The sequence below is a fragment of the Ruegeria sp. P8 genome, from assembly GCF_056534665.1.
Map to the genome: position 1 here is coordinate 210,431 of NZ_JBQERC010000001.1, position 24,480 is coordinate 234,910.

Sequence of the window (24,480 nt, forward strand, 5' to 3'; positions counted from 1 at the left end):
GACTTGGGTCAGGCCTCAGAGGTTTCTAAAAGGAATCTGTTTCACGGTTCAAAACAAGTAGTGAACATATCATTGAGGTTTGGTCGACCCACGCTCGGACAACGCGCCTGCTGATCATCTTTGAAGGCAAAAAAACGAACGAATCCAATCCAGGTCAGAATCAAGACAGCATTCGACGGGCAACTTGACGGGTTGTGAGGAAACCCAGGTCAAGATTGCGCGCCGTTGGAATATGGCTTTGAGGCCGTAGATTGTACGTATCTGGCATGCTGCGCTGACGACACTGATATCCTGTACGACCAGAAGCGATCGCGATCCGTCAGTCCAGATGATAGGACAGAAACCGTTCTGTCCCGCCGGTACTATACCCCCACTGTGCTTTGACACCGAAAACTTCTGAAACGGTTTCCAAAGACAGGGCATGTTCGGGCGGGCCAAGAGAGACCAGCCGCCCTTTTGACAAAACAGCCACCCGGTCACAGGCCATCGCCTGATTCAGATCGTGGAGTGCCATCACTGTCGTCACTTTTAGAATTCGAACACAGTTCAGGATCGACAGTTGGTGATGAATGTCCAGATGGTTGGTCGGTTCGTCCAAAAGCAAGAGTCCCGGTTGCTGAGCCAAAGCGCGTGCGATGTGCAGTCGCTGGCGCTCTCCTCCCGACAATGTCGCCCATTCTCTGTGTGCCATATCGGCCATTTCCACGGTTTGCAGGGCTTTGTCGACTTGCCAGGTGTCCTCGGCGCGCCACGGCCGTAAGGCCGACAGCCAGGGCGTGCGGCCCAGTTCGACCACGGATCGTGCAGTCACGCGTTCGGCCGTATCAGCCTGTTGTTCAACGATGGCAATCCGTTGGGCAATTTGTCTGCGCGACAAATGCGAAACGGGATGACCCGCTATGACGACTTTTCCTGAAACCGGACGTACCAACCCCGCCAGCAGGCGCATCAGCGTTGATTTCCCTGAACCGTTAGGTCCGACCAAAGCAAGTGTTTCGCCGGGCTCCACGACAAAGGATACGTCTGACAGCAAAGTCTTGCCGCGAACGGAATATGTCAGGTTTTTCGCCTCGATCTTCATCGGGCGCTCCTCTGGCCGCGCACCAGAATTACGGCAAAGGCAGGCGCACCGATCAGGGCGGTGACCACCCCAATCGGCAGAACCTGACCCGGGATGATGATGCGCGACACGATATCTGCGCCGATCAGGAAGACCGCTCCGATCAAGGCGGCGGTTGGGATAAGCCTGCGATGCCCCGGTCCCACAAGGAACCGGGCAGCATGAGGGATGACCAGCCCGACAAAGCCAATGGATCCGACGATAGAAACCATGACAGCTGTTGTAAGTGCGGTCGCAAAGATCAGGGTTGCCTGCACCCGACGTACCGATATGCCCAGCGAGGCCGCTGAATCAGAGCCGAAAATAAAGGCGTCCAGTGCTCTGGCGTGAAAGCGGCAAATGAGCCAACCGACAAGGGCCACCGGAATGGCCAGATACACATCCGGCCAGCGCACGCCGCTGAGGTTTCCCATCAGCCAGAACATGATCCCGCGCGCCTGATCGGCATTGGCGGATTTGGCGATGATGAAGGCCGTCAGCGCATTGAACAACTGAGACCCGGCAATTCCCGCCAGGACGATCTGTGCCGTCGCAGCCCGTCCGCCCCCTGCGCCAGCGGCTCGGGCCAGCAACGCGACAAAACCAAAAGCCAAAAGCGCGCCATTGAACGCGCCAAAAGACAGCGACAAGGCCCCCCCACCCAAACCAGCGATGGTTACAGCCACGGCACCCGTCGAGGCCCCGGCAGAAATGCCCAAAATGTAAGGGTCGGCCAACGGGTTGCGCAGCAAAGCCTGCAACACGACCCCTGCGACAGCCAGACCGGCACCGCAGGACGCAGCGACCAGAGCGCGAGGAATCCGGTAGCTCCAGATAATACCCTGATCAATTGGGTCTACAGGAAAGTCCGCTCCGGCCAGCTTGTTGGCCAGAACGGAGAGAACCAAATCGGGCGACAGAGAGGTTTCCCCGATCATCGCGCCCGCAAGAACCGCCGCAATCAACAATGGCACGGTAAGGCACGCAGCCTTGAAACCCTGCCGTAAAATTGCGGCGACCTTGTTCACAGGTTGTTTCCGATGGTATCCAGCTTCTCGGCCAGATCCTCCAGCGCCGGGATTGCGCGGATGGTGGCGTCCATGGCCTGCGCATCCATAATGACGATCCGGTCATTCTTGACCGCATCCATCTGGCTGGTCACCGGATCAGTGCGCAGGAACTCCAGCTTTTTCAGGTAGTCGTCCGCAGCAAAGCGACGGCGGTCCATCTTGGCGATAACAATCACCGTCGGATTGGCCTTGGCAATGGTTTCCCAGCCCACTGTTGGCCATTCTTCATCCGTCTCGACGACGTTGCGGATACCCAATTTACTCATCATGTATCCCGGTGCGCCTTTCTGTCCGGCCACAAACGGGTCGCTTTCCATTTCGGGAGAGGAAAACCAGAATACGGCTGACACATCGTCCAGCTTCACGGTTTGCGCCTTGGCGACGGCTGCGGCTTCGCGGGCCTTGTACTCGGCAACCAGCTCCGTGCCGCGTTCGGGCACATCAAAGGCTGCCGCCAGTTCTTCGATACCCTGATACAGCGTATCGGTTGAGAACGCTTGCAGGCGGGTGCCATCGCCGCCGACCGTATTGTCTTTGCCGACGCAATCTGCAGGCATTACGTACGTTGGAATGCCCAGTTCATGAAATTGCTCACGCGTGGCGACGATGCCCTCGGGTCCGACGTGCCATTCGTATTGCGCTGCGACCAGTCCCGGCCGCTTGGCAACCACGCTTTCAAAGCTGGGGTCATTATCTGCCAGACGCTCGACCTTGGCATTCACCTCGGCATATTCAGGCAGCACCTCGTTGAACCAGACCGAAGTTCCAAGAACCTGCTCGCCCAGACCCAGCGCATAAAGCACCTCGGTCGCGGCCTGGCCGACCGTGACTGACGACGTCACAGGCGCGTCAAACGTGACCGAGTGACCGCAGTTTTCGATGGTTAGGGGAAAGTTTCCTTCGGCGGCAGCGCTGGTAGCCAGCAAGGAAAGGCCAATCAGGCCAGTGCGTAGAAACATGACAATCGATCTCCATGTGTCAATGACCAGAGAACGGGTGAATGGGCATTTACCGAAGCAACAGACGCTTTTCTGCCTGCTGTAAGCGCAGAGTGGAATACAGCCCGCCCAGCGCGTTTCTTCGGCAACCTCCCCGGACAACCCCGCCCGGTGTGTTTCGGTTTCATACCGGCAGGTCTCCTGACTGACGGGTCTTTGTCTGTCCTGTCTTCCCAGACCCAAATGGCCCAGTGACGGAAATGGACAGCGCTCGCCGCCTACAGTTGCGGGGGCAGTTCCGGTTGGCACCAAAAGGCACCTCGGATTCCCTCTTAGCCACATCGGGACCGGTAAAACGCGGGTACCTTAACAGTTACCCTGCGGCAAGAAAAAACTCCGGGGTCTTTCCTATTTTCTCGCAAGAGCATGCACCTGCGCGTCTCAACATGGCGCTGATATCAGAAAAGCCGCTGAGAACGCGCCAAAATCCGGACCCAGATTCATAGTGTGTGATATTAGGGAAAATCATGGCTGGGGTGGTAGGATTCGAACCTACGATACACGGTACCAAAAACCGCTGCCTTACCACTTGGCTACACCCCAACGGTGAGCGGCTATCTACGATTGTTGATGGAAGGGTTCAAGAGCGTTTTGCAAAAAAAGCGAGCGCCGTAAAATTTTTTTGAAGGCCCCTCATTTGGTATCGATCAACACCGCTCCGGTACGGTTGCCTTCCTGTACCATCACATGGGCCGCAGCGCATTCTTCCAACGTAAAGACCTTGTGAGCAGGGCAGATCAATGCGCCATCAGTCAGTGCCTTGTGTAATGTCTTTATTGCGACGGCGCGCAAGTCCGCAGGCAGCAGGTAGATCAGGACCGCCTCGAGTGTCACGGCCTTGAACATCATAGGTCCAAAGGGAAAGACGGGCGTCATATTCCGGGCAGATCCATATGCGTTGATACGGCCGTTCTCGGCGATGACGGCAATGTTGGTGGCAAGGTTCCGTCCAAATTCGACATCGACGATTCGACCAATTGCACGTCCATCATTTGCGTCGAGGATCTGATCCGAAAGGTGTTCACCGGTGTAGTCGAGAACGACATCTGCACCAACTGCCTTGACCCGGTCAAAACTGCGGGCGCTGGCCGTTGCGATCACTTTGGCTCCGGCCCATTTGGCAAGTTGCACAGCCAGGTAACCGACAGTTCCCGCCCCGCCATGGATCAAAACGGTTTGCCCGCGCGGCGTGCCGCCCGAAAACACCGCATGGCATGCGGTTAGGCCGGGAATTCCAAGAATTGCCCCGGTTTCAAGTGACACCGTCTCGGGCAGTTCCACAGCCTGGGATTCGGGCAGGGTGATGTGGCTGGCAGCTGTACCGAATGCGCGCTGCCATTGCCCGTTCCAGATCCACACGCGCTGGCCAATCCGCGTCGCAGGTACACCATCGCCCACTGCTGTGATGACTCCAGCCCCGTCACTGTGCGGAACGATCAGTGGAAACGGAGGTTCTGTGACACCCGGTCGGGCCCCCGCGCGGGCCTTGATGTCCGAGGGGTTTACGCCGGAAAAGGACAGCTCGACCGTGACTTCACCCGGTCCAGGCGAATTCGGGGGAATACTCTGTATACGCAAGACATCGGCAGCGTCTCCGAAGGCTGAATAGGTGACTGCGCGCATAGGGTCCTCCGTTTAGGTCGAGTCAAGCGGCGATTGCGCTGGTAACTCAAACACCTTGTGGCGCTTTTTCAGGGCGATGCGCAACAGCGGATACCGGAAATTGTCTTTCGCCTATTCCCGAATTTCGGAAGAATCGACGCCCCAAAGGTTCGATTTCAGTGTCCAGCCACGGTATCCGCCGGCGGTGATCCTGCACCAGTCCAGCGAACAGGCTCCAAGGCGCGCCACCACTCCGGTCTCGAAATGGGCATTCACGGGCGAGGTCGGGTCGGGGCGGGCATAAACAGGCAGCATCTCGGATTCGATCAGCACCGTTCGGACGCCAGACAACAAGGCATAGTGAACCCAGCCACCCGCGCCGTCGCGGTCTTGGACCTTGCGCCAGTTGCCGTATTCGGCAGTGACCTGCAGCGGCATGCCACGCCTTTTGAATACCCAATCGATTCGGTGGGTTAGGGATGGTCCGCGCCGCACGTTCCCTTCGGCTGCCTTCATCGACACATATCGGGGCAGGGGCAGGTTGGTGACCGATCCGCGTTTGACTTCGGCATGTGCGGCGTAGGCACCGAACATGACCAGAAATGCGGAAACTACCGCCAAAGATCGGCGTTTTACCGGTCGAATACCACTCACTGACTGCCCGCTCTTATGCCTGTTGATCCGGTTTTGAAAAAAGGTCGACTCAATGCCATTGGGGTTCTTGTGCCCCGCCTTATCCTGCGCCACGATGCCATGGCGCGCGTCCGTTTGCAAAGCAGTGGGAGAGCCGAGGTGCCAAGAGAACGTTTAAGTGTTGTCGTTACGCGACGGTTGCCTGAGGCAGTAGAAACCCGGTTAAGCGAATTGTTTGACGTGCGCCTGCGCGACGACGACACCCCAATGACGCGTGAAGAATTAGTAGCAGCGGTGCAGGATGCCGATGTGCTGGTGCCTACGGTGACCGATACCATTGATGGCGGGCTATTGGGTCAGGCAGGTGAAAAGCTGCGGCTGATCGCCAATTACGGGGCCGGTGTCGATAATATCGATGTGGCGACGGCGCGGCAGCGCGGCATATTGGTGTCCAACACGCCCGGTGTGCTGACCGACGACACGGCAGATATGACCATGGCCCTGATTCTCGCTGTCACACGGCGCATTCCCGAAGGGTTGAGCGTCATGCAGCAAGGCGACTGGACCGGGTGGGCCCCCACCGCGTTTCTGGGTGGTCGCATTGGCGGGCGGCGTTTGGGTATTCTGGGCATGGGCCGGATCGGACAGGCCGTGGCCCGCCGCGCCAAGGCGTTTGGTATGCAGATCCATTATCACAACCGCCGCAGATTGCGCCCAGAGATTGAGCAAGAACTAGAGGCGACCTATTGGGAAAGCCTGGATCAGATGGTGGCGCGTATGGACGTGATATCAATCAACTGCCCATCGACGCCGTCGACCTTCCACCTGATGAACGCGCGCCGCCTAAAGCTGATGAAACCCTCGGCGGTGATCGTGAATACTTCGCGGGGTGAGGTTATTGACGAGAACGCTTTGACCCGGATGATCCGCGCGGGTGAAATTGCGGGCGCGGGGCTGGATGTCTACGAACAGGGAACCGGTGTGAACCCGCGCTTGCGGCAGTTGCCCAACGTGGTTCTGCTGCCGCATATGGGGTCGGCCACGCTGGAGGGCCGGGTTGAGATGGGTGAAAAGGTCATCATCAACATCAAAACCTTCGAAGATGGCCACCGCCCACCGGATCAGGTTGTGCCTGCGATGCTCTGACGCGTCGGAAAGGATCATGGATGGACGTGTTTGAAGGGGGATGCCGTTGTGGAAAACTGCGCGTCACGGCTTCGGGTTGTCCTCTTCGCGTCGGGATTTGCCATTGTCTGGACTGCCGCAAACACCATGGTGCGTTGTTTTATGCGGCGGCTATTTTTCCGGCGGATGCGGTTAAGATCACCGGAAATGTGAAAGGTTATTCTGACCGGTACTTTTGCCCTGATTGCGGATCTCCGGTATTTGCCCGAAGCGGTGCCGAAGTCGAAGTGCATCTGGGCTGTCTTGACGCGCCTGACCAATTCACACCGACATATGAATGCTGGACCAAACGGCGCGAAGCGTGGCTGCCGGAATTCGCCGGAATGGTCCGCTATGTTCAGGATCGTTGTGCCGAAGAAACCGAACCATAGGGGAAATGGCGAAACTTCGCTGTGATAACACGCTGCCATGCCTGATCGTTGCAGAGGGGGCAAAATCCTTACAGGATTGAAAATAAATATTGTATTGGAGAGTTAGAACAGATGAGACATGTTTCAGCACTGCTGCTTACTACCGCACTTACTATTTCGACACCGGGGTTCGCGCAGGAAACAGCCGACGCCGTCGCCCCTGAGGGCGCGACAGAGGGGCAGGTTCAGGCGATGACCGACGAGGTTATTGCGGCCCTCGAAGCCAAGCTTGAAGGAGTTCCGGTCACATCCGAAAACTGGATGGTAGCTGCAGCCAATCCGCTGGCGGTGGAGGCAGGGGCCAAAGTGCTGCGCGCGGGCGGGTCTGCCGCGGATGCGATGGTTGCCGTGCAGGTCGTGCTGGGGCTGGTTGAGCCGCAATCCTCTGGTCTGGGCGGGGGTGCGTTTCTGGTTTGGTACGATGCGGCCAGCGGGCAGATGACAACGCTGGACGGGCGCGAAACGGCACCCCTTGCCGCTACCCCGACGCTGTTTCAGAATGAAAACGGCGAGCCGCTGAAATTCTTCGATGCGGTGGTGGGCGGATTGTCGGTGGGTACACCGGGTACGCCTGCCCTGCTGGAAGAGGCGCACCGAAGATGGGGGCGCGCGTCTTGGCCCGGACTGTTTGCCGACGGTATCCGATTGGCGGATGAAGGGTTTCTTGTTTCCCCGCGTCTGGCCAGCCTTGTAGAAAACGATGCGGACCGCCTGTCGCGCTTTCCCGAAACAGCTGCATATTTCCTGCCTGATGGTCAGCCGTTACAGCAGGGACAGCGTTTGATGAACCCGGACTATGCCGAAACATTGCGCGTGCTGGCCAGCGATGGCGCTGCCGGTTTTTACGGAGGTGAGATCGCTGCGGATATCGTGCGAACTGTTCGCAATGCCCCAGGAAATCCCGGCGTTCTTGCAGGGGTGGATTTGGCGCTCTACCAGGTGATCGAACGTGAACCGGTCTGTGCCGAATACCGCGCCTACGAGGTTTGCGGCATGGGCCCGCCGTCGTCGGGTGCCCTGACCGTCGGGCAGATTCTGGGGATGCTGAACAGCTATGATCTTGCAGCAATGGGCGCTGAGAGCGTCGAGGCATGGCGCCTGATCGGCGATGCTTCGCGCCTCGCCTTTGCGGATCGTGGGCGGTACATGGCCGATAGCGATTTCATACCCATGCCCACCAAAGGGCTGGTTGAACCGGGTTATTTGACCCAGCGGGCAGCCTTGCTGGAAAGCGAAGTGGCCTTGTCCGAGGTCGCACCGGGCCAACCGGAATTTGACCATGCTTTGATTTGGGCGGACGACGTGTCGCTGGAACTGCCGTCAACCTCGCATATCTCGATCGTGGACAGCTATGGCAATGTGTTGTCGATGACGACGACGATCGAGAATGGTTTTGGGTCGCGCCTGATGACAAACGGGTTCCTGCTGAACAACGAGCTTACTGATTTCTCGTTCAAGACACACAGCGACGGCGTGCCGATTGCCAACCGGCTGGAGCCGGGCAAGCGTCCGCGCTCATCCATGAGCCCGACCATCGTGTTGCAGGATGGCGAGCCGGTTCTGGCTATCGGGTCTCCGGGCGGCAGCCGGATTATCGGCTATGTCGCCAAGTCCATCATCGCCTGGGCCGATTGGGGAATGGACGTGCAGCAGGCGGTTTCCCTGCCTCATTTGGTCAACCGGTTCGGAACATATGATGTCGAGGCTGCGACTTCGGCAGAAGGATTTACAGACGCGCTTGCTCAGCTGGGTTTTGAAGTCAACGCACGCGACCTGACTTCGGGGCTGCACGCCATCGAAATCGGTGACGGGCTGAGCGGTGGTGCCGACCCGCGCCGCGAGGGGATTGCGCTGGGCGAATAGACCCTCGGTATTAGTGGGGATTGCCTGCTTTCAACGGGCCTTTTAGTCATAGGCTGAAAGGCCCGAAATGTTTTGGGGCAGGGGAGGATGACAATGGTGCAGGCAACCGCATTGCCAAGGAATGAAGCTGGTATTGAAACCGTCATAAGCATTCTCAAGCAGCGCTTTGGCGACAGGTTGCAAACGGGTGCCGCTGTCCGTGAACAACATGGGCACACCACGACCTGGATCGAAAACCAAAGCCCCGATGCCGTGGTTTTCCCGCATTCGACGCAGGATGTTTCGGACATCGTCAAAACCTGCGCGGCGCACCGGGTGCCAGTGATCCCGTTCGGAACAGGAACATCACTGGAAGGGCATGTAAATGCGCCGGCGGGGGGCGTCTCGGTCGATCTGACACAAATGGATAGTGTGCTTGCAGTTCATGCCCAGGATCTGGATTGTGTCGTGCAGCCCGGTGTCACGCGCGAAGCGTTGAATACCCATCTGCGCGATCTGGGCCTGTTCTTTCCGATTGATCCCGGGGCGAATGCGTCGCTGGGTGGGATGGCTGCCACTCGTGCGTCGGGCACCAATGCGGTGCGCTATGGGACGATGAAGGACAACGTTCTCAGCCTTGAAGCCGTGATGCCAGACGGTCAGATCATCCGTACCGGGCACCGGGCCAAGAAATCTTCGGCCGGCTATGATCTGGCCCGTCTTCTGATCGGGGCGGAAGGCACGCTGGGAATCATCACCGAGCTGACATTGCGGTTGCAGGGTATCCCCGAAGCGATCAGTTCGGCCCGGTGTTCCTTTCCGACTGTCGATGCCGCGTGCCGTGCGGTGATGATGACGATTCAGTATGGCATCCCGGTTGCCCGGATCGAGTTGCTGGACGAGTTGTCGGTTCAGGCCGCCAACGCCTATTCCGGGCTGAGTCTGCCGGATACACCGTTGTTGTTGCTGGAATTTCACGGCTCGGAAAGTGGTGCCGTAGAGCAGGCTGAAACCTTTGGTCAGATCACCGAAGAATTTGGTGGCACAGACTTTGCGGCAACGTCGACCACTGAAGAACGGAACAAACTGTGGCAGGCGCGGCACGATATGTATTGGGCGTGTCTGCAACTGCGCCCCGGTGCGCGGGGTATTTCGACCGATGTCTGCGTACCGATCTCGCGTTTGGCCGAATGTGTGACCGAAACGCAGAAAAAAGCTGCCGGCCTCGGCTTGTTGGCGCCCATCGTGGGCCATGTGGGGGACGGCAATTTCCATACGCTGCTGCTGATCGACATGGAAAACGTGGAAGAAGTTACCAAGGCCGAGGCGTTTGTCGGCTGGCTGAACGACATGGCGATATCCATGGAAGGCACATGTACCGGTGAACATGGCATCGGGCAGGGAAAGCGACCGTACCTGACCAGGGAACTGGGCGCCGCCACGCAGTACATGGCTGCGATCAAGGCCGCGCTGGACCCAGACAACATCATGAATCCCGGCAAGATCTTGTCGGACGACACATAGCCGTATTCACCCACTGGTCCTTTTTGCGCCCTCAAAACGTCCATATGTTTTGGTTTCACAAGATCGATGACAGAGGATGGTCGACATGAGCGCAAAATATCTGGCGGGGTTTGTAGCCATCTGCGGGTTGGCCATTGCAGGGCTGGACTATGTTCAGCAAGCCAAAGCATCGGAAGGTGGTTTGGGCGTGAAAGATTATCTTGCCTCGGTATCCTCGCGTGCCGGTCTTTCTGACGGCTGGTTCACGGCAGAGGCGCAGCCTTCGCCATCACAGGAACTGGCGGTGAAAAATCCCTCGGAAGAACGTGGCAAATTGGTTTGCGTCTCGGTCGGAACAAGCAAACGTTGCCGTTCCGGTGGTTGAGGGCAGCGGTCCAGCGAATGAATTGCGACCCGCTTTCGATATTCGGGTCGTTTTTTTCATATCACTGGTCGGATGAATGTCGCGCTTTCCCCCTTAAGTGCGCCATATGGTGTCAACTGATTTCAAGGGGAGACGCCCGGTTATGAAAACCCAAGTCAAAGCATTGGTCGTAGGCGGCGGCGCCGTCGGGACCTCGATTGCCTATCACCTGGCCAAAGCAGGCTGGGACGATGTGATGTTGATCGAACGGGACGAACTGACGTCCGGGTCCACCTGGCACGCCGCGGGCCTGTTGCCGCTGTTCAACATGTCCTATGCGACGACCCATATCCACAAGTATTCGGTGGATTTCTACAAGACGCTTGAGGAAGAAACCGGCCTGAATGCAGGCTTCGCGGTTGTGGGCAACCTGCGCATGGCACAGACGCAAGAGCGTATGGACGAATACATGCTCTATGCCTCGACCGCCGAGACCTGTGATGTGAAATACGAGTGGCTGACCCCAGACCAGATCAAAGAACGCTGGCCGCTGATCGAGACATCGGATCTGAAGGGCGCGATCTATCACACCGAGGACGGTTATATTAACCCTGCCGACGTGACCCAAGCGATGGCCAAGGGGGCCCGTCAGCGTGGCGTCGAAATCGTGCGCAAGATGCAGGCTGACGCGTTCCGCTGGAACGGCACGCACTGGGAAGTGACCTGCACCAAGATGGTCGAAAAGGGCGGCAACCTGGTGCCTTCCGACGAGCAGGTCGTGATCACCGCCGAACATGTTGTGACCGCGTCGGGCAACCACGCGCAGCGCACTGCCAAGATGCTGGGCATCAAAATGCCTGCAATCCCGGTCGAACACACCTTTATCGTCATGGACAAAGACCCCGAGTTGGTCAAATGGCGCGAAGCAGGCAACCCAGAGCACCCCGTTGTCCGCGATGCCGACAACGAATCCTATGCACGTGAAGAACGCGGTGGCTGGATTCTTGGTATCTACGAACACGGCGCCCCTGCGCAGTTCGAATTCGGCGTTCCGGACAGCTTCCGCGCCGACCTGTTCCCGCTGGATCTGGACCGGATCGCCGAGCAGTACATGGCAATGGCCGAGCGCGTGCCGTCCTGTGCCGAATCCGGCCTGAAGGACGATTTCAACGGCCCGATCTGCTATACACCGGATGGCAACCCGCTGGTTGGTCCGGCCCCGGGTTTGCGCAACATGTGGCTGGCTGAGGGTTTCAGCTTTGGCATCACCGCTGCGGGTGGCACCGGCTATTATCTGGCACAGATGATGGTCGATGGCGAAGCCGAGATCGACATGGCATCGCTGGACCCTAAGCGTTACAGCAGCAACTGGATGACCACCGAGTTCGCGGCACGCAAGAATGAAGAATGCTACGAGCATGTCTACATCCTGCACCACCCGGATGAAGAGCGTGAAGCCTGCCGTCCGCTACGGACCGTTCCGGCCTATGATCGCCAGAAAGCCCGCGGTGCTCAATTCGGCTGGGTCAATGGCTGGGAACGCCCGAACTATTTCGGCCCGCTGGACGCGCCCGAGAATTTCGACAAGGAAGCACGCTCGTTCCGCCGTGGCGGCTGGTGGCAATATGCTGTCGAAGAAGCCAAGGCGATCCGCGAAGGTGTTGGTCTGATCGACGCGTCGGCCTTCACCAAGCATGTCGTCAAAGGCCCCGGTGCCACGCAGTTCCTGGATTGGTTCACCTGCAACAAGCTGCCCAAGGTCGGTCGTATCAACCTGACCTACGCGCTGACCTCGAATGGCACCACCCGCACCGAATACACCATCGTCCGCAATGGCGAGAACAACTACTACATCGTCTCTGCCGGTGCATGGACCGAGTACGACGCCGACTACCTGCGTAAAGCGGCCGAGGACAAGATGGCGGAGTTCGGTTACATCGAAATCCAGGACGTGACCACGCAATGGGGCGTCTTCGCCATCGCCGGACCCAAGTCGCGTGACGTTTTGAAAGAAGTCATCAAGGACGCCGATCCGGAAACCGCACTGTCCAACAAGCGCTTCCCGTGGTTGTCGGCCCGTCAGATCGAGTTGGGCATGTGCCCGGTCAACGCGATCCGCGTGGCCTATACCGGTGAGCTGGGCTGGGAACTGCACCATCCGATCGAGATGCAGAACTACCTGTTCGACCTGCTGGAAAAAGCCGGTGAAAAGCACGGCATGAAACTGGTTGGTGCCCGTGCCCAGAACTGGCTGCGTCAGGAGAAGTCCTATCGCGCCTTTGGCACCGAACTGGGCCGCGATGCGACCCCGCTGGAAGCCGACCTGCCGCGCTTTGTCGACCTGTCCAAGGACTTCCACGGCAAGGCCAAGCTGGAAGAGACCGGTGTGCGCGTCAAGTGCTGCACCTTGCTGATCGACGGTCCGGCCGATGCTGACCCGTGGGGCCGCGAGGCGCTGTATACGCCGGAAGGCGAGCGTGTAGGTCGACTGACCTCGGGCGGCTATTCTGTCGCGTTCGAGAAGTCGATCGGCATGGGCTATGTGAAGCCTGATCTGGCGGTCGAAGGCACCAAGCTGAAGGTCAAGATGCAGGACAAGTTGTGGGATGCTGTCGTGACATGCGACAGCCCCTATGATCCGAAAAACGAAACCATCCGCAAGGACGGCTGATCAATCTAAGGCCCCGGAATTTCCGGGGCCTTTTCTGTTGGTTACGCGGATAGTTCGTCGAAACATTCCAACGCCTTGGCAGCATACATCATGGCTGGTCCACCACCCATCTGAATAGCCATACCCAAAACGTCGGACACCTCTTCGCGCGTTGCGCCCGCTTTGACCAACGCATCGGTGTGCAGAGTAATGCAGGACTCGCAGCGGAGCGACACCGACATGCCCAACGCAATAAATTCCTTGGTTTTATAGTCGAGCGTTCCGCCTTCCTTCACTGCCTTCCCAAGCGCGCCGAATGCGCGCGAAGTGTCGGGAATGGCCCCGTTGAGGTTGCGCAAACTGGTGCGCGTCGCCGAGAGCTTTTCTTGCCAAGCCATATTGAGTGCCTTTTTCATATAAGATAACGGGAATATGTGCGGGCAGTGGTAATTTGACTTTGATCTCGATCAGTTGGCCGGGCGCTCGGAAACAAATGCAAGGTTATTTGCGGGCATGTCGATGGTTTTCAGCACGCGCAACCCTACGTCCTGAAACAGGCCAAGCATATCTTCGTCATTCTTGTATCCAATGTGTGGATCTTGCCCGATCAGAGCCTCGTGAAACTTTTTGTCCCCGTCGCTTGTCAATTGGCCCGAGCGTTTGAATGGGCCGTACAAAACGAACCTCCCGTTTTCAGTCAGGGACTGAGCGATTTCGGCGAAAATGGTTCTGGTGTCCTGCCAACTGATCAAATGTATCAGGTTGATCAAGACGATCAGGTCCTGCGAAGGAAAGCGGGTATGCCAGCCCGAATTCGTTGCGTCCAGATGTTCGGCGCTTGCCACGTTGGGTAAGGCGCTGGCATAGGCGTCGATGCTATTGCGGCGTTCAGGGTCAGGTTCGGTGGGATGCCACGTCAGATCGGGCAGCAAATCAGCAAACGCACAGACATGCTGACCGGTTCCGCTTGCAATCTCCAGTGCGTGCCCGCGGCGCGGTGCCCAGTCTTGTAGCACCGCACAAAGCGCATCGGAGTTCCGAGTTGCTGCCGGGGCAACAAGTTTACCATCCTCCCCCACGTTGGCGACACTCGCAGAGGGCGGTAGATAGCGTTTGATCATCTGTTCAACCTGTTTGGGGTCAGCGACTTGACACTGTCAGGATCCAGCACCGGCGTGTTTCCGACCACCAAATCACACAGCAACTGCGAAGCTGCCGGTGCTGTTTGGAAACCATACCCGCCTTGACCCGCAGACCAGATGAACGATGGATCAATCGGGTCAGGCCCAAGCACCAAGGTTCCATCTGGTGCGAAACTGCGCAATCCTGCCCAGTTTGTTTCGACGCGTGTTACTGGTTCGGTCATCAATTCTTCATAGCGCGCCAGACCTTCGGCCAGCACCATATCGTCGGCATAGGCGTCCTGAGGTGGTACCAGGTCGGCTTCGGCAGGCGAAACAAGCAGCTTGCCCGCGTCCGGCTTGGCGTACCATGTTTCACCCGTGCCCAGCATCATGGGCCATCCGGATACATCATGGCCCCCGGGGGCGGGCAGCCGCGCCATTGATCGGCGGCGAGGAGAGATGCCGATAGGCGGTATCCCGGCAAGCTTGGCGATCTCGTCCACCCATGCACCGGTCGCATTCACCAAATTGCGGGCTTCGAAGATTTGCCCGGCCTCGACCAGCCAATGCCGCTCCTTTCGAATACCGGTTACTTTGCTTTTCGTTGCAACGGTTCCCGCGTTCTGGCGAATGGCCCGCGCGAAATCCTGCAACAGGCGATCGGTATCGATGTCAAACGCAGCTTCACTGATAGCCGCGAAACCCACCTTGGCCGGGTTCAGGATCGGAACGCTCGAAACCGCCTGATCGATGGGAATTCTTTCCATGTTCAGATCCTTGCGGTCGGCTTCGAAAACCTCGCTTTGGTCAAACGAACCGATCAACATCAGTCCGCGCCGTGTCAGGTACCCACCGTTCTGTGTGTGCAGGAACGCGGCCCCAGCCGTGTTCAGCGCCACCACGGATGGCGGACCATAGCTTTGCTCAAACAGGGCTGCCGAGCGACCCGACGCGTGATACCCCAAGGCGTCTTCGGCCTCCAAAACCATCACGGTTCCATGTTCCGACAAGCGCGCGCCCGCACTCAACCCGGCAATTCCGCCCCCGATGACGAGGAAATCGATCATTATTTGTGTTCCTTCCGCAGCAGGTTCGCCACAAGTTTTCTGGGTTTCATTTAGCTCTCTGGGTCAAGCATTTGGCATTTCGAAGAATCTCCAAAATATATGCAGCCTTGAATTTGGGCTTCAACCCGTTCAAAGAAGTATCAAAACGAACAGGAGGGCAAGGTGACCGCAGCAGATCTTCATCCAATGGCCACTGGGCACATTCCCCGATATATCGTCGCAGCTGACGGAAGCGATTACCTTTTTTCGGCTATGGTCGTCTTCTTTGTCATTCTCGTGGTGCTGATCGGTGTTGGGTACCTGACGCTTCATTCGGTTCCGGAAAAAATGGCGCACGAGAACAACCATCCGCAATTTCAGTTGGTGGGCATTCTGGCACTGCTGGCCCTGTTTACACATAACGGGATTTTCTGGATTGCCGCCGTACTGGTCGCAGGGTTTCAGTTTCCGGATTTCGCCTCCCCGCTTAGAAACATCGCCGATGCCATTCGTTCTCTTGGAGGTGCAAGTGCTCCGGAACCGGTGCCCGAGGCACCTGTGCCAACCCCTGGCGTTTCAGAAGTCACCGACGTGCAGGAGCAAAACACATGATTGAGACCCTGCTTTGCGCCCTGATCACGGTGCTGCCCGATTATCTGTTCCGCCGGTTTGTTCAGGGCAAACGTATCGGTCACGAGATCACCCTTTTCACCATGTGGTACGAATTGCGCTGGGGCCTTACGACCTGTGCCATTCTGGCGCTGACGGTAATCACCACGCTGTTCTATTTTCACCCAGCCAGTAAAACCGCAGCGTCCTATTTTCGAACCGTGACGATCCTGCCGCAACTTGGCGGTCGCGTTTCGGAAATATTCGTCAAGAATAACGAGTTGGTAACCGCTGGTCAGCCGATTTTCAGGATCGAAGATTTCAGCCAGGCAGCGCAGGTTCAGGCGGCAAATGCACAGATTGCACAGGTTCAGGCCTCGCTGCGTGTGGCTGAAACTGATCTGGCCGAGGCTGATGCCGGTATTGCCGGTGCCAAGGCGGCTTTGGCGCAGTCCTTGGACGATCTTGAAAGAAATACGACCCTGCGCGACCAAGGTTCAAGCGCTGTCCGGCTGACCGAGATTGAGCGGTTGGAAAACCTTGTTGCCGAGCGTGAGGCGCAGGTTGTTGCGGCCGAATCCAGACGTGCGGCAGTTGAACAGCAGATCGAGGAGCTGATCCCCGCGCAACTGGCCAGTGCCATTGCACAGCTGGACGCCGCGCAGACCGAGTTGGACAAAACGCTGATTGTCGCCGGTGTTACCGGACGGGTCGAGCAGTTTAGCCTGCAAGTCGGTGATTACGTGAGCCCCTTGTTGCGTCCTGCTGGCATCCTCGTTCCATCGCATACCGGACATGACCGTTTTCAGGCGGCTTTCAACCAGCTGTCTGCTCAGGTGATCAAGCCAGGTATGATCGGTGAGTTGGGCTGCATGACCAAGCCTTTCACCGTTATCCCCACTGTGGTGGTCGAGGTGCAGGATGTCATACCGTCCGGCCAGATCCGTCCATCAGATGAATTGCGGGATGTACAGAACAATACTAATCCCGGATCAATTCTGGTCTTTATGGAGCCGCTGTATAAAGGTATGGCCGATGACATTCCTCCAGGCAGCAACTGTCTGGCCAATGTCTACACCGACAACCATGACCGTCTGGAACACGAGGATTTGGGCTTTTGGCAAGCTGCTTTCCTGCATGTGGTTGACACAATTGGCGTGGTCCATGCGGCAGGTTTGCGTTTGCGCCTGATCCTGATGCCGGTCAACACTCTGGTACTGACCGGGCATTGATCCGGCACCAGTAGAACAGTTCTTAAAGCGCCCGGCAGGTTCCTTGCCGGGCGCTTGCGTTCTTACAGTGCTGCTTTGAACAGCTGTGTCAGGTTTTCTTTGGTCAACTCAATCGGGTTCCCGCCGCATGAAGGGTCGATGATTGCGCCTTCGACGAGGGTTGGGATTGAGGTTTCGGTCACGCCGAGGTCTGCCAGCTTTCGCGGGATACCAAGGCTGTCGTTGAATTCCTGCACAAAGGCGCGGAAGCCATCGAACCCGCCTTTGATGCCCAGATAGGCGGCAGCGTTCTGGAACCGGTCGGCGATGGCGGGGGCGTTAAAGTCCAGCACGGCAGGCATACAGACCGCGTTTGTGGTGCCGTGATGAGTGTTAAAGTGCGCGCCAACCGGGTGGCTCATGGCGTGGATCGCACCCAGTCCCTTCTGGAACGCGGTCGCGCCCATGGCCGCCGCGCTCATCATCTGGGCGCGGGCCTCAATGTCGTTGCCATCTGCGTAGGCGCGCGGCAGATAGTCTTTCACCAAACGCATACCTTCCAGTGCGATGCCCTGGCTCATCGGGTGATAAAGCGGGCTCGAATAGGCTTCGACGCAATGCGCGAAGGCGTCCAGACCGGTGCCTGCGGTGATGAATTTGGGCATCCCAACCGTCAGTTCCGGATCGCAGATCACCACCGTCGGCAGGACCTTGGGGTGGAAGATGATCTTCTTGGCGTGGGTCTCGGAATTGGTGATGACACTGGCACGACCAACCTCGGACCCGGTCCCCGCAGTCGTTGGAACCGCAATGATCGGCGCGATTGCATCCGCGTCGGCGCGGGTCCACCAGTCGCCGATATCCTCAAAGTCCCATACCGGGCGCGTCTGGCCGCACATGAAGGCGACCATCTTGCCCAGATCCAGCCCCGAGCCGCCGCCAAAGGCAATCACACCATCGTGCCCACCGGCCTTGTATGCCGCAACGCCTGCGTCGAGGTTTTTCTCATTTGGGTTTGGGTCCACATCACTGAATAGACCGCGGCCCAGACCAGCCGCCTCCATGATATCCAGCGTCGCCGATGTGATCGGCAGATCGGCCAACCCTTTGTCCGTGACCAGCAGAGGTTTCTTCATCCCGGCTGCGGCACAGGCTGCGGGCAGTTCCTTGATGCGCCCGGCACCAAATTTGATTGCGGTCGGATAGGACCAGTTTCCAACAAGTGACATGTCAGGTTTCCTTTGTGATTTGAGACCTGCTCGGGTGAGGGGGTCAGCCCCGAGCAGGCCGTCGTCCTTAGCCCGTGACCTTCTTCAGGTGGTAGGATTTTGGACGGGTGAGATTGTGATAGCCGATGACCGAAAGACCACCGCCGCGTCCGGTATTCTTGCAACCGGTCCAGCACAGCCCAGGATCCAGATAGTCGGCCCGGTTCATAAAGACGGTGCCGGTCTCGATCTGGTCGCCCACACGCGCCGCTCGGTCCACATCGCGGGTCCAAAGGCTGGCAGTCAGGCCAAATTCGCTGTCATTCATCAGCGCGATGGCCTCGGCATCCGAGGACACTTTCATGATGCCCACCACCGGGCCAAAGCTTTCGTCCCGCATCACCCGCATATCATGGGTGACATTGGTCAGGATCTGTGGCGTGAGATATGCGCCGCCGTCATCCTCGGGGAAGGCTTCAATATGCGCGACCGCACCGGCCTCAACCGCTTCGGCAATCTGCGCGCGCACCTCGTCAGCGAAACGCACATTGGCCATCGGACCAATAGTTGTTTCGGCGTCCAGCGGATTGCCCAGTTTGTAGCCTTTCACGATCTCAACGGCCTTGGCGACAAAGTCATCATACAGGCTTTCGTGAACGTAAATCCGCTCGATCCCACAGCAACACTGGCCCGAATTGAACATCGCGCCGTCGATCAACGTATCGACCGCCGCGTCCAGATCGGCGTCGTCCATGACATAACCCGGATCCTTGCCGCCCAGTTCGGTGCCCACGCCCGTAAAGGTCCCCGCCGCCGCACGCTCCATGGCCTGACCGCCACCGACCGAACCGGTGAAGTTCACAAAATCGAACGCGTTACCCGCGATTAGGTCATTGGTCACGTCGTGGCTGAGGAACACGTTCTGGAACACGTCTTCGGGCACCCCCGCCGAATGGAACGCCTGCGCCATCCGCTCACCAACCAACAAAGTCTGGGTTGCGTGCTTCAGAACAACCGTGTTGCCCGCGATCAGCGCGGGCGCCACCGTGTTGATTGCCGTCATGTAAGGATAGTTCCAAGGTGCAACCACAAAGACCACCCCATGCGGAATACGTTTGATATAGCGTTTGAAGGTTTCATCCTCGCCCACGGCAATATCGGCCAGTGACGTCTCGGCGATCTTTGCCATATGGCTGGCACGTTCGTTGAAGCCACCAAACTCGCCGCCATAGCGCACCGGGCGGCCCATCATATGCGCGAGTTCCGGAACGATCTCATCATTCATCGCGCCGACAGCCGCGACGCCCGCCATCACCAGATCAATCCGCTCCTGCAACGGACGCGCTGCCCATCCGGCCTGCGCCGCCCGCGCACGGTCAGCAATTTCAAACGCAGCATCCCGAGACAGTACTTCTCGTTCGGCAAATACCGATCCATCGATCGGCGAGACACATTGCAACATCTGCCCCATAGTCACTCCATCTCTAAAGAGAGCAGGATCCCTGCTTCATCTGGCCATAAATATCCCGGGGTGCGCGAGGGGCCGGCCCCTCGCTTCCTCCATCTCAAGCCCGCTCAAACCCGCGGGCAATTTCCCAATCGGTTACCACGCGTTCGAATTCCTCGATTTCGACCTCAGCCGCGCGGGTATAGTGATCGACAACGTCATCGCCCATGGCCGCGCGCAGCATCTGTGATCCGTGCAAAGCGTTGCGTGCATCCTTCAAAGTACCCGGGATCTTTCCCGTCTCTCCCTGATAGACATCGCCTTTGGTCGGCGGCTGCAACTCCAGCCCTTCTTCGATCCCCGCGATCCCGGCCGCCAGCATCCCTGCAATCGCCAGATAAGGGTTCATGTCCGATCCCGGAATACGGCACTCGACCCGTATCGCCTTGGTGCCATCCCCGCACAGGCGGTACCCTGCCGTACGGTTGTCTACCGACCAGATGATCCGCGTCGGCGCAAAGGTGCCCTTCATGAACCGCTTGTAGCTGTTGATGTACGGCGCCATGAAATACGTGTAATCAGCGGCGTATTTCAGCAGGCCGGCCATATAGCTTTTCATCAGCGCCGACATGCCCAGTTCATCCCCGGCATCATAGAAGGCAGGTTTGCCATCCGCCCAAAGCGACTGATGCACGTGCGACGAGCTGCCAACCCTTTCATGATGCCATTTCGGCAGGAAGGTCGCCGCATGACCCTGCTGCCAGGCGATCTCTTTCACCGCGTTCTTGGCGATCGAGTGATACTCTGCCGTGTCCATCGCAGGCGCGTATTTGATATTCAGTTCTTCCTGTCCGGCCTCGGCTTCACCTTTGGTGTTCTCGACCGGAATACCCGCATCCCACAGGTGGTTCCGGATCGGACGCATCACATGCTCTTCCTTGGTGGTCTGCAGAATGTGATAATCTTCGTTATACCCCGAGATCGGCTCCAGATCGCGGAACCCTTCCTTGCGGATCGCATCAAAGCTTTTCGCGAACAGGAAGAATTCCAGCTCGGTGGCGCACATCGCCTCATACCCCATCGCCTTCAGGCGATTCACCTGCTTTTTCAGGATCGAGCGCGGCGCATGTGGCACTTCCTCATGGGTGTGGTGATCCAGCATATCGCACATCACCATCGCGGTGCCTTCCAGCCAGGGCACCGGGCGCAATGTGCTCAGGTCTGGCTTCATCACATAGTCGCCATAACCCCGCTCCCAGCTGGTCGAGGCATACCCATCCGGCGTCGCCATCTCGAGATCCGTGGCCAGCAGGTAATTACAGCAATGGGTCTCTTCCCACGCGCCAGCCACAAAATGACCTGCATGAAAACGCTTGCCCATCAACCGACCCTGCATGTCAACCATGCAAACCAATACAGTGTCGATCGCGCCATCTGCGACAAGCGATTTCAGGGTTTCGAAAGTCAGAGTTGCGGTCATGAAACAAACCTCATGCGTTGAGTAGGGGCGCTGAATGACAGCGCCCCTGTTTTGATATCAATCGAAAGTGTAAGGAGCGCCGGCCTGGTTGATGACCGAGTTGTACTCACGGAAGATGCCAACGATCTTCTGGTGAATTTCACCTTCCTGTGCGACCTCGTCCCAGAATTCGATAGCGGCATTTTCCACTTCTTTCCATTCTGCCGCCGGAACCTGTCGCAACTGCAGTTTGTCGCCATTCGCGCGCAAGGCCGCTTCGCCGCCCCAATACCACTGGTTACGATAGGTGTGGCCTGCTTCGACACCTGCCATCACAACCGATTTCAGGTGGTCAGGCAACTCGGCCCAGCGTTCCTGGTTTGCAAACCAGGACCCGATCCACGCGCCTGAGATGTTGTTGGTCAGGAAATAGTCGGTCACATTGGCCCAGCCAACAGTGTAATCTTCAGTGATGCCCGACCAGGCCATTCCGTCCAACTCACCGGTTTGCACGGCCACTTCCGCGTCTTCGTAAGGGATATTGACTGGTACAACACCAAACTTGGCCAGAAAACGCCCTGCCGTCGGGAAGGTATAGAGCTTCAGCCCATCCAGGTCGCCAAGGCTCTTGATTTCCTTTTTGGTGTTGAAGTTGCAGGGGTCCTGACCCGCTGCCGACAGCCACGTCACGCCAACCTTCTCATATTCCGAGCGCCAGATATCAGCCAGACCGTACTGGTTGAACAGCACCGGAACGTCCAGAATATGCTTGGTGGCGAAGGGGAAATAACCACCGAACTGACGCAGCGGAGTAGGCGAAGCCATGGAATCGTCGTCCGAATGCACACCGTCAATCGTGCCGCGTTGCAGGGCCTGGAACAGTTCACCTGTCGGAACGATCTGGTCCGCATAGAACAGTTCGATCTCAAGTTCGCCATTGGCATTGGCGTTGATGTAATCGATGGCTGGCTTGGTCACATGTTCGCCCAATGCGCCACCGGCATAGGTCTGGAACCGCCACTTGATGGCGGATTGCGCTTTGACGATCGCAGGAGAGGCCAATGTAGCGGCCCCCGCCAGACCGGCGGAACTTAGAAATCTGCGTCTTGTAGTCATTGTCTTTCTCCTCTGTTTAGTCTTGCTGAACTTCGCCCCTTGCCGGGGTCTTGTGACTTAATTTCCATAGACATAATTCGGCAGCCAAAGCGCGATTTCAGGAAAGATGATGATTATGGCCAAGGCGCAGACCATCACCAGAACAAAAGGAACGATCGAACTGTAGATATCGCGCAGCGAAATCTCCGGGGGGGCCATCGCGCGCATCAGGAACAGGTTATAGCCGAATGGCGGCGTCATGTATGCGATCTGCGTGGTGATCGTATAAAGCACGCCGTACCAGATAAGATCAAATCCAAGCGCACCCACCAGCGGAACGTAAAGCGGCGCGACGATAACCAGCATGGCAGTATCGTCCAGAAACGTACCCATCAGGATAAAGCTGAGCTGCATGAGAACCAGGATCATCCACGGGGAAAGACCCAGTTTTTCGGTAAACAGGCTTTCGATTGCCTTGACCGCACCCAACCCGTCGAAGACAGCGCCAAAAGCCAGAGCCGCCAGAATGATCCACATGAACATACACGAGATGCCCAGGGTGTGCCGAATTGAATTCTCGAAAACCGTGCGTGTCAGCCGTCCTTTTAGAAAGGCAGCCAGCATGGCCGTAGTGGCTCCGATGGCGGAGGATTCCACCAACGAAGTCCAGCCGTTAACAAAAGGGACCATCATCACCATGAAAATGCCCAAGGGTAACAATCCGGCTTGCAACAGCAGCAGCTTTTCTCGCAACGGAATGTCGCGGTCTTCCGCGGGCAGGACCGGGCCGAGCGACGGGTTGATGCGGCAACGGATGACAATGTAGATGATGAACATGGCAGCCATCATCAGCCCGGGTATCACTCCGGCAAGCCATAGCTGGCCAACGGGTTGCCGCGCGATCATGGCATAAAGAACCAGAACAACGGATGGTGGCACCAGAATCCCAAGGGATGATCCGGCCTGAATGACGCCGGTCACCATGCGCTTGTCATAGTTCCGGCGCAGCAATTCCGGCAAGGCGATCGTAGCGCCGATTGCCATACCTGCAACGGACAACCCGTTCATTGCCGAGATCAGAACCATCAGCCCGATGGTTCCGACAGCCAGACCACCGGACAAGCCGCCCATCCAGACATGGAACATCTTGTAAAGGTCATCTGCGATCCGACTTTCGGAAAGGATGTATCCCATGAAAATGAACATGGGCAGTGTCAGCAGCGGGTACCACTTCATGACTTTGATCGCAGCGGCAAAACCCAAGTCGTAGCCGCCCCTATCCCCCCATAGGAACAAGGCCGAAACCACAGCGACACAGCCGATTGCACCAAAGACGCGCTGGCCGGTCAGCATCATAAGCATCATTGATGCGAACATCAGCAAGGCAATCATCTCGTATGACATCAGATTACCTCACGCGGGATATCGTCGCCGCACAGGCGTAAGATATCCTTGAACAACTCGGAAACGGCCTGCAGCAACATCAGGAAGATGCCGATAACCATGATCAGCTTGACCGGCCACAGGTAGGGCCGCCAGATCGTCGCGCTGCGCTCTCCACCATATTGGAATGAATACATCAGGCTGTCCCATCCACCCCACAGCAAGATGAGCAGATAAATGATCAGGAATACGACTGTGAAGGCATCCGTCCAGGCCTTGCGGCGATGAGACCATTCACCATAAAGCAGGTCCATTCGCACGTTCGACCCCATCTGGATCGAATAAGGGCCACCAAGCATGTAGTAGGCCACCATGGCGAACTGAGCCATCTCGAGCGTCCAGAGGGACGGCACGAAAAAAGTTTTCGAGACCGAAGACCAGAACAGAATACCCATCATGACGAATATGCCGTACATGACGACGCGCCCGATCCAGCGGTTCGTTCGGTCAATGACCGCCACGTAGCCCCGCAAGAACTTCAT

21 protein-coding genes, 1 tRNA gene, 1 pseudogene and 1 riboswitch are annotated in these 24,480 nt (G+C 57.7%); of the genes and pseudogenes, 8 read left to right on the top strand and 15 right to left on the bottom strand.

The annotated features are described in order from the left end of the window. Positions 1–571: 571 nt before the first annotated feature. The 6 genes and pseudogenes from ACR0BZ_RS01050 to ACR0BZ_RS01075 form a co-directional block, all read right to left on the bottom strand. A pseudogene (locus ACR0BZ_RS01050) lies at positions 572–1,081 on the bottom strand (ABC transporter ATP-binding protein); the annotation flags it as partial. Beyond that, positions 1,078–2,073, bottom strand: a complete 996-nt coding sequence (locus ACR0BZ_RS01055; RefSeq protein WP_480919228.1) for a FecCD family ABC transporter permease — start codon at positions 2,071–2,073, stop codon at positions 1,078–1,080. The gene ACR0BZ_RS01055 and the pseudogene ACR0BZ_RS01050, both read right to left, overlap by 4 nt. Positions 2,074–2,123: 50 nt before the next feature. After that, complete coding sequence (locus tag ACR0BZ_RS01060; protein WP_480919229.1) at positions 2,124–3,128, bottom strand: ABC transporter substrate-binding protein; 1,005 nt, start codon at positions 3,126–3,128, stop codon at positions 2,124–2,126. 153 nt (positions 3,129–3,281) lie between these two features. Beyond that, positions 3,282–3,474: riboswitch (cobalamin riboswitch) on the bottom strand. Between the two features lie 161 nt (positions 3,475–3,635). Next, positions 3,636–3,710: transfer RNA gene (locus ACR0BZ_RS01065), tRNA-Gln, on the bottom strand. Positions 3,711–3,800: 90 nt separating this feature from the next. Next, complete coding sequence (locus tag ACR0BZ_RS01070) at positions 3,801–4,790, bottom strand: NADPH:quinone reductase (protein ID WP_480919230.1); 990 nt, start codon at positions 4,788–4,790, stop codon at positions 3,801–3,803. 111 nt (positions 4,791–4,901) lie between these two features. Next, complete coding sequence (locus tag ACR0BZ_RS01075; protein ID WP_480486491.1) at positions 4,902–5,363, bottom strand: SH3 domain-containing protein; 462 nt, start codon at positions 5,361–5,363, stop codon at positions 4,902–4,904. A gap of 198 nt (positions 5,364–5,561) precedes the next feature. Between ACR0BZ_RS01075 and ACR0BZ_RS01080 the strand changes: the two genes are divergently transcribed. The 6 genes from ACR0BZ_RS01080 to ACR0BZ_RS01105 all read left to right on the top strand — a co-directional run bounded on the left by ACR0BZ_RS01080 (position 5,562) and on the right by ACR0BZ_RS01105 (position 13,377). Beyond that, positions 5,562–6,548 (top strand): 2-hydroxyacid dehydrogenase, encoded by a 987-nt coding sequence (locus tag ACR0BZ_RS01080; protein WP_480482079.1) that lies wholly within the window; start codon positions 5,562–5,564, stop codon positions 6,546–6,548. A 20-nt stretch (positions 6,549–6,568) separates the two neighbouring features. Further along, positions 6,569–6,958, top strand: coding sequence for a GFA family protein (locus ACR0BZ_RS01085; protein WP_480919231.1), 390 nt, complete (start codon positions 6,569–6,571; stop codon positions 6,956–6,958). 111 nt (positions 6,959–7,069) lie between these two features. Continuing rightward, positions 7,070–8,860 carry a gamma-glutamyltransferase gene (ggt, locus tag ACR0BZ_RS01090; RefSeq protein WP_480919232.1) on the top strand — a complete coding sequence of 597 codons (1,791 nt, stop codon included), beginning with the start codon at positions 7,070–7,072 and terminating at the stop codon, positions 8,858–8,860. Between the two features lie 93 nt (positions 8,861–8,953). After that, on the top strand, positions 8,954–10,363 hold the full coding sequence (locus tag ACR0BZ_RS01095; protein ID WP_480919233.1) for an FAD-binding oxidoreductase: 1,410 nt from the start codon (positions 8,954–8,956) through the stop codon (positions 10,361–10,363). 85 nt (positions 10,364–10,448) lie between these two features. Next, positions 10,449–10,727: a hypothetical protein gene (locus ACR0BZ_RS01100; protein ID WP_480919234.1), complete on the top strand. Its 279-nt coding sequence runs from the start codon at positions 10,449–10,451 to the stop codon at positions 10,725–10,727. A gap of 142 nt (positions 10,728–10,869) precedes the next feature. After that, positions 10,870–13,377, top strand: a complete 2,508-nt coding sequence (locus tag ACR0BZ_RS01105) for a GcvT family protein (protein ID WP_480919235.1) — start codon at positions 10,870–10,872, stop codon at positions 13,375–13,377. A 41-nt stretch (positions 13,378–13,418) separates the two neighbouring features. Here the strand turns inward: ACR0BZ_RS01105 and ACR0BZ_RS01110 are convergent, their stop codons facing one another. From ACR0BZ_RS01110 to ACR0BZ_RS01120, 3 genes are all read right to left on the bottom strand, one after another. Continuing rightward, on the bottom strand, positions 13,419–13,754 hold the full coding sequence (locus ACR0BZ_RS01110; protein WP_480919456.1) for a carboxymuconolactone decarboxylase family protein: 336 nt from the start codon (positions 13,752–13,754) through the stop codon (positions 13,419–13,421). Positions 13,755–13,823: 69 nt separating this feature from the next. Beyond that, a complete protein-coding gene (locus ACR0BZ_RS01115; protein WP_480919236.1) occupies positions 13,824–14,477 on the bottom strand; it encodes a DUF938 domain-containing protein in 654 nt (217 codons plus the stop codon). Further along, positions 14,474–15,547, bottom strand: coding sequence for an NAD(P)/FAD-dependent oxidoreductase (locus tag ACR0BZ_RS01120; RefSeq protein WP_480919237.1), 1,074 nt, complete (start codon positions 15,545–15,547; stop codon positions 14,474–14,476). Before ACR0BZ_RS01120 ends, ACR0BZ_RS01115 begins: the two co-directional genes overlap by 4 nt. A gap of 162 nt (positions 15,548–15,709) precedes the next feature. On the opposite strand from ACR0BZ_RS01120, the gene ACR0BZ_RS01125 reads away from it, so the two are divergent. After that, positions 15,710–16,138: a hypothetical protein gene (locus ACR0BZ_RS01125; protein WP_480506167.1), complete on the top strand. Its 429-nt coding sequence runs from the start codon at positions 15,710–15,712 to the stop codon at positions 16,136–16,138. Continuing rightward, positions 16,135–17,367, top strand: coding sequence for an HlyD family secretion protein (locus ACR0BZ_RS01130; RefSeq protein WP_480506169.1), 1,233 nt, complete (start codon positions 16,135–16,137; stop codon positions 17,365–17,367). Before ACR0BZ_RS01125 ends, ACR0BZ_RS01130 begins: the two co-directional genes overlap by 4 nt. A gap of 62 nt (positions 17,368–17,429) precedes the next feature. Here the strand turns inward: ACR0BZ_RS01130 and ACR0BZ_RS01135 are convergent, their stop codons facing one another. From ACR0BZ_RS01135 to ACR0BZ_RS01160, 6 genes are all read right to left on the bottom strand, one after another. Beyond that, a complete protein-coding gene (locus ACR0BZ_RS01135) occupies positions 17,430–18,575 on the bottom strand; it encodes an iron-containing alcohol dehydrogenase (RefSeq protein ID WP_480545790.1) in 1,146 nt (381 codons plus the stop codon). Between the two features lie 67 nt (positions 18,576–18,642). Next, positions 18,643–20,025 (bottom strand): aldehyde dehydrogenase family protein, encoded by a 1,383-nt coding sequence (locus ACR0BZ_RS01140; RefSeq protein WP_480506173.1) that lies wholly within the window; start codon positions 20,023–20,025, stop codon positions 18,643–18,645. Between the two features lie 94 nt (positions 20,026–20,119). Then, positions 20,120–21,481, bottom strand: coding sequence for a glutamine synthetase family protein (locus tag ACR0BZ_RS01145; protein WP_267364712.1), 1,362 nt, complete (start codon positions 21,479–21,481; stop codon positions 20,120–20,122). 57 nt (positions 21,482–21,538) lie between these two features. Continuing rightward, positions 21,539–22,576, bottom strand: a complete 1,038-nt coding sequence (locus tag ACR0BZ_RS01150; protein WP_209504652.1) for a TRAP transporter substrate-binding protein — start codon at positions 22,574–22,576, stop codon at positions 21,539–21,541. A gap of 57 nt (positions 22,577–22,633) precedes the next feature. After that, positions 22,634–23,959, bottom strand: coding sequence for a TRAP transporter large permease (locus ACR0BZ_RS01155; protein ID WP_267367377.1), 1,326 nt, complete (start codon positions 23,957–23,959; stop codon positions 22,634–22,636). Next, positions 23,959–24,480 carry a TRAP transporter small permease subunit gene (locus ACR0BZ_RS01160; protein ID WP_480475706.1) on the bottom strand — a complete coding sequence of 174 codons (522 nt, stop codon included), beginning with the start codon at positions 24,478–24,480 and terminating at the stop codon, positions 23,959–23,961. Before ACR0BZ_RS01160 ends, ACR0BZ_RS01155 begins: the two co-directional genes overlap by 1 nt.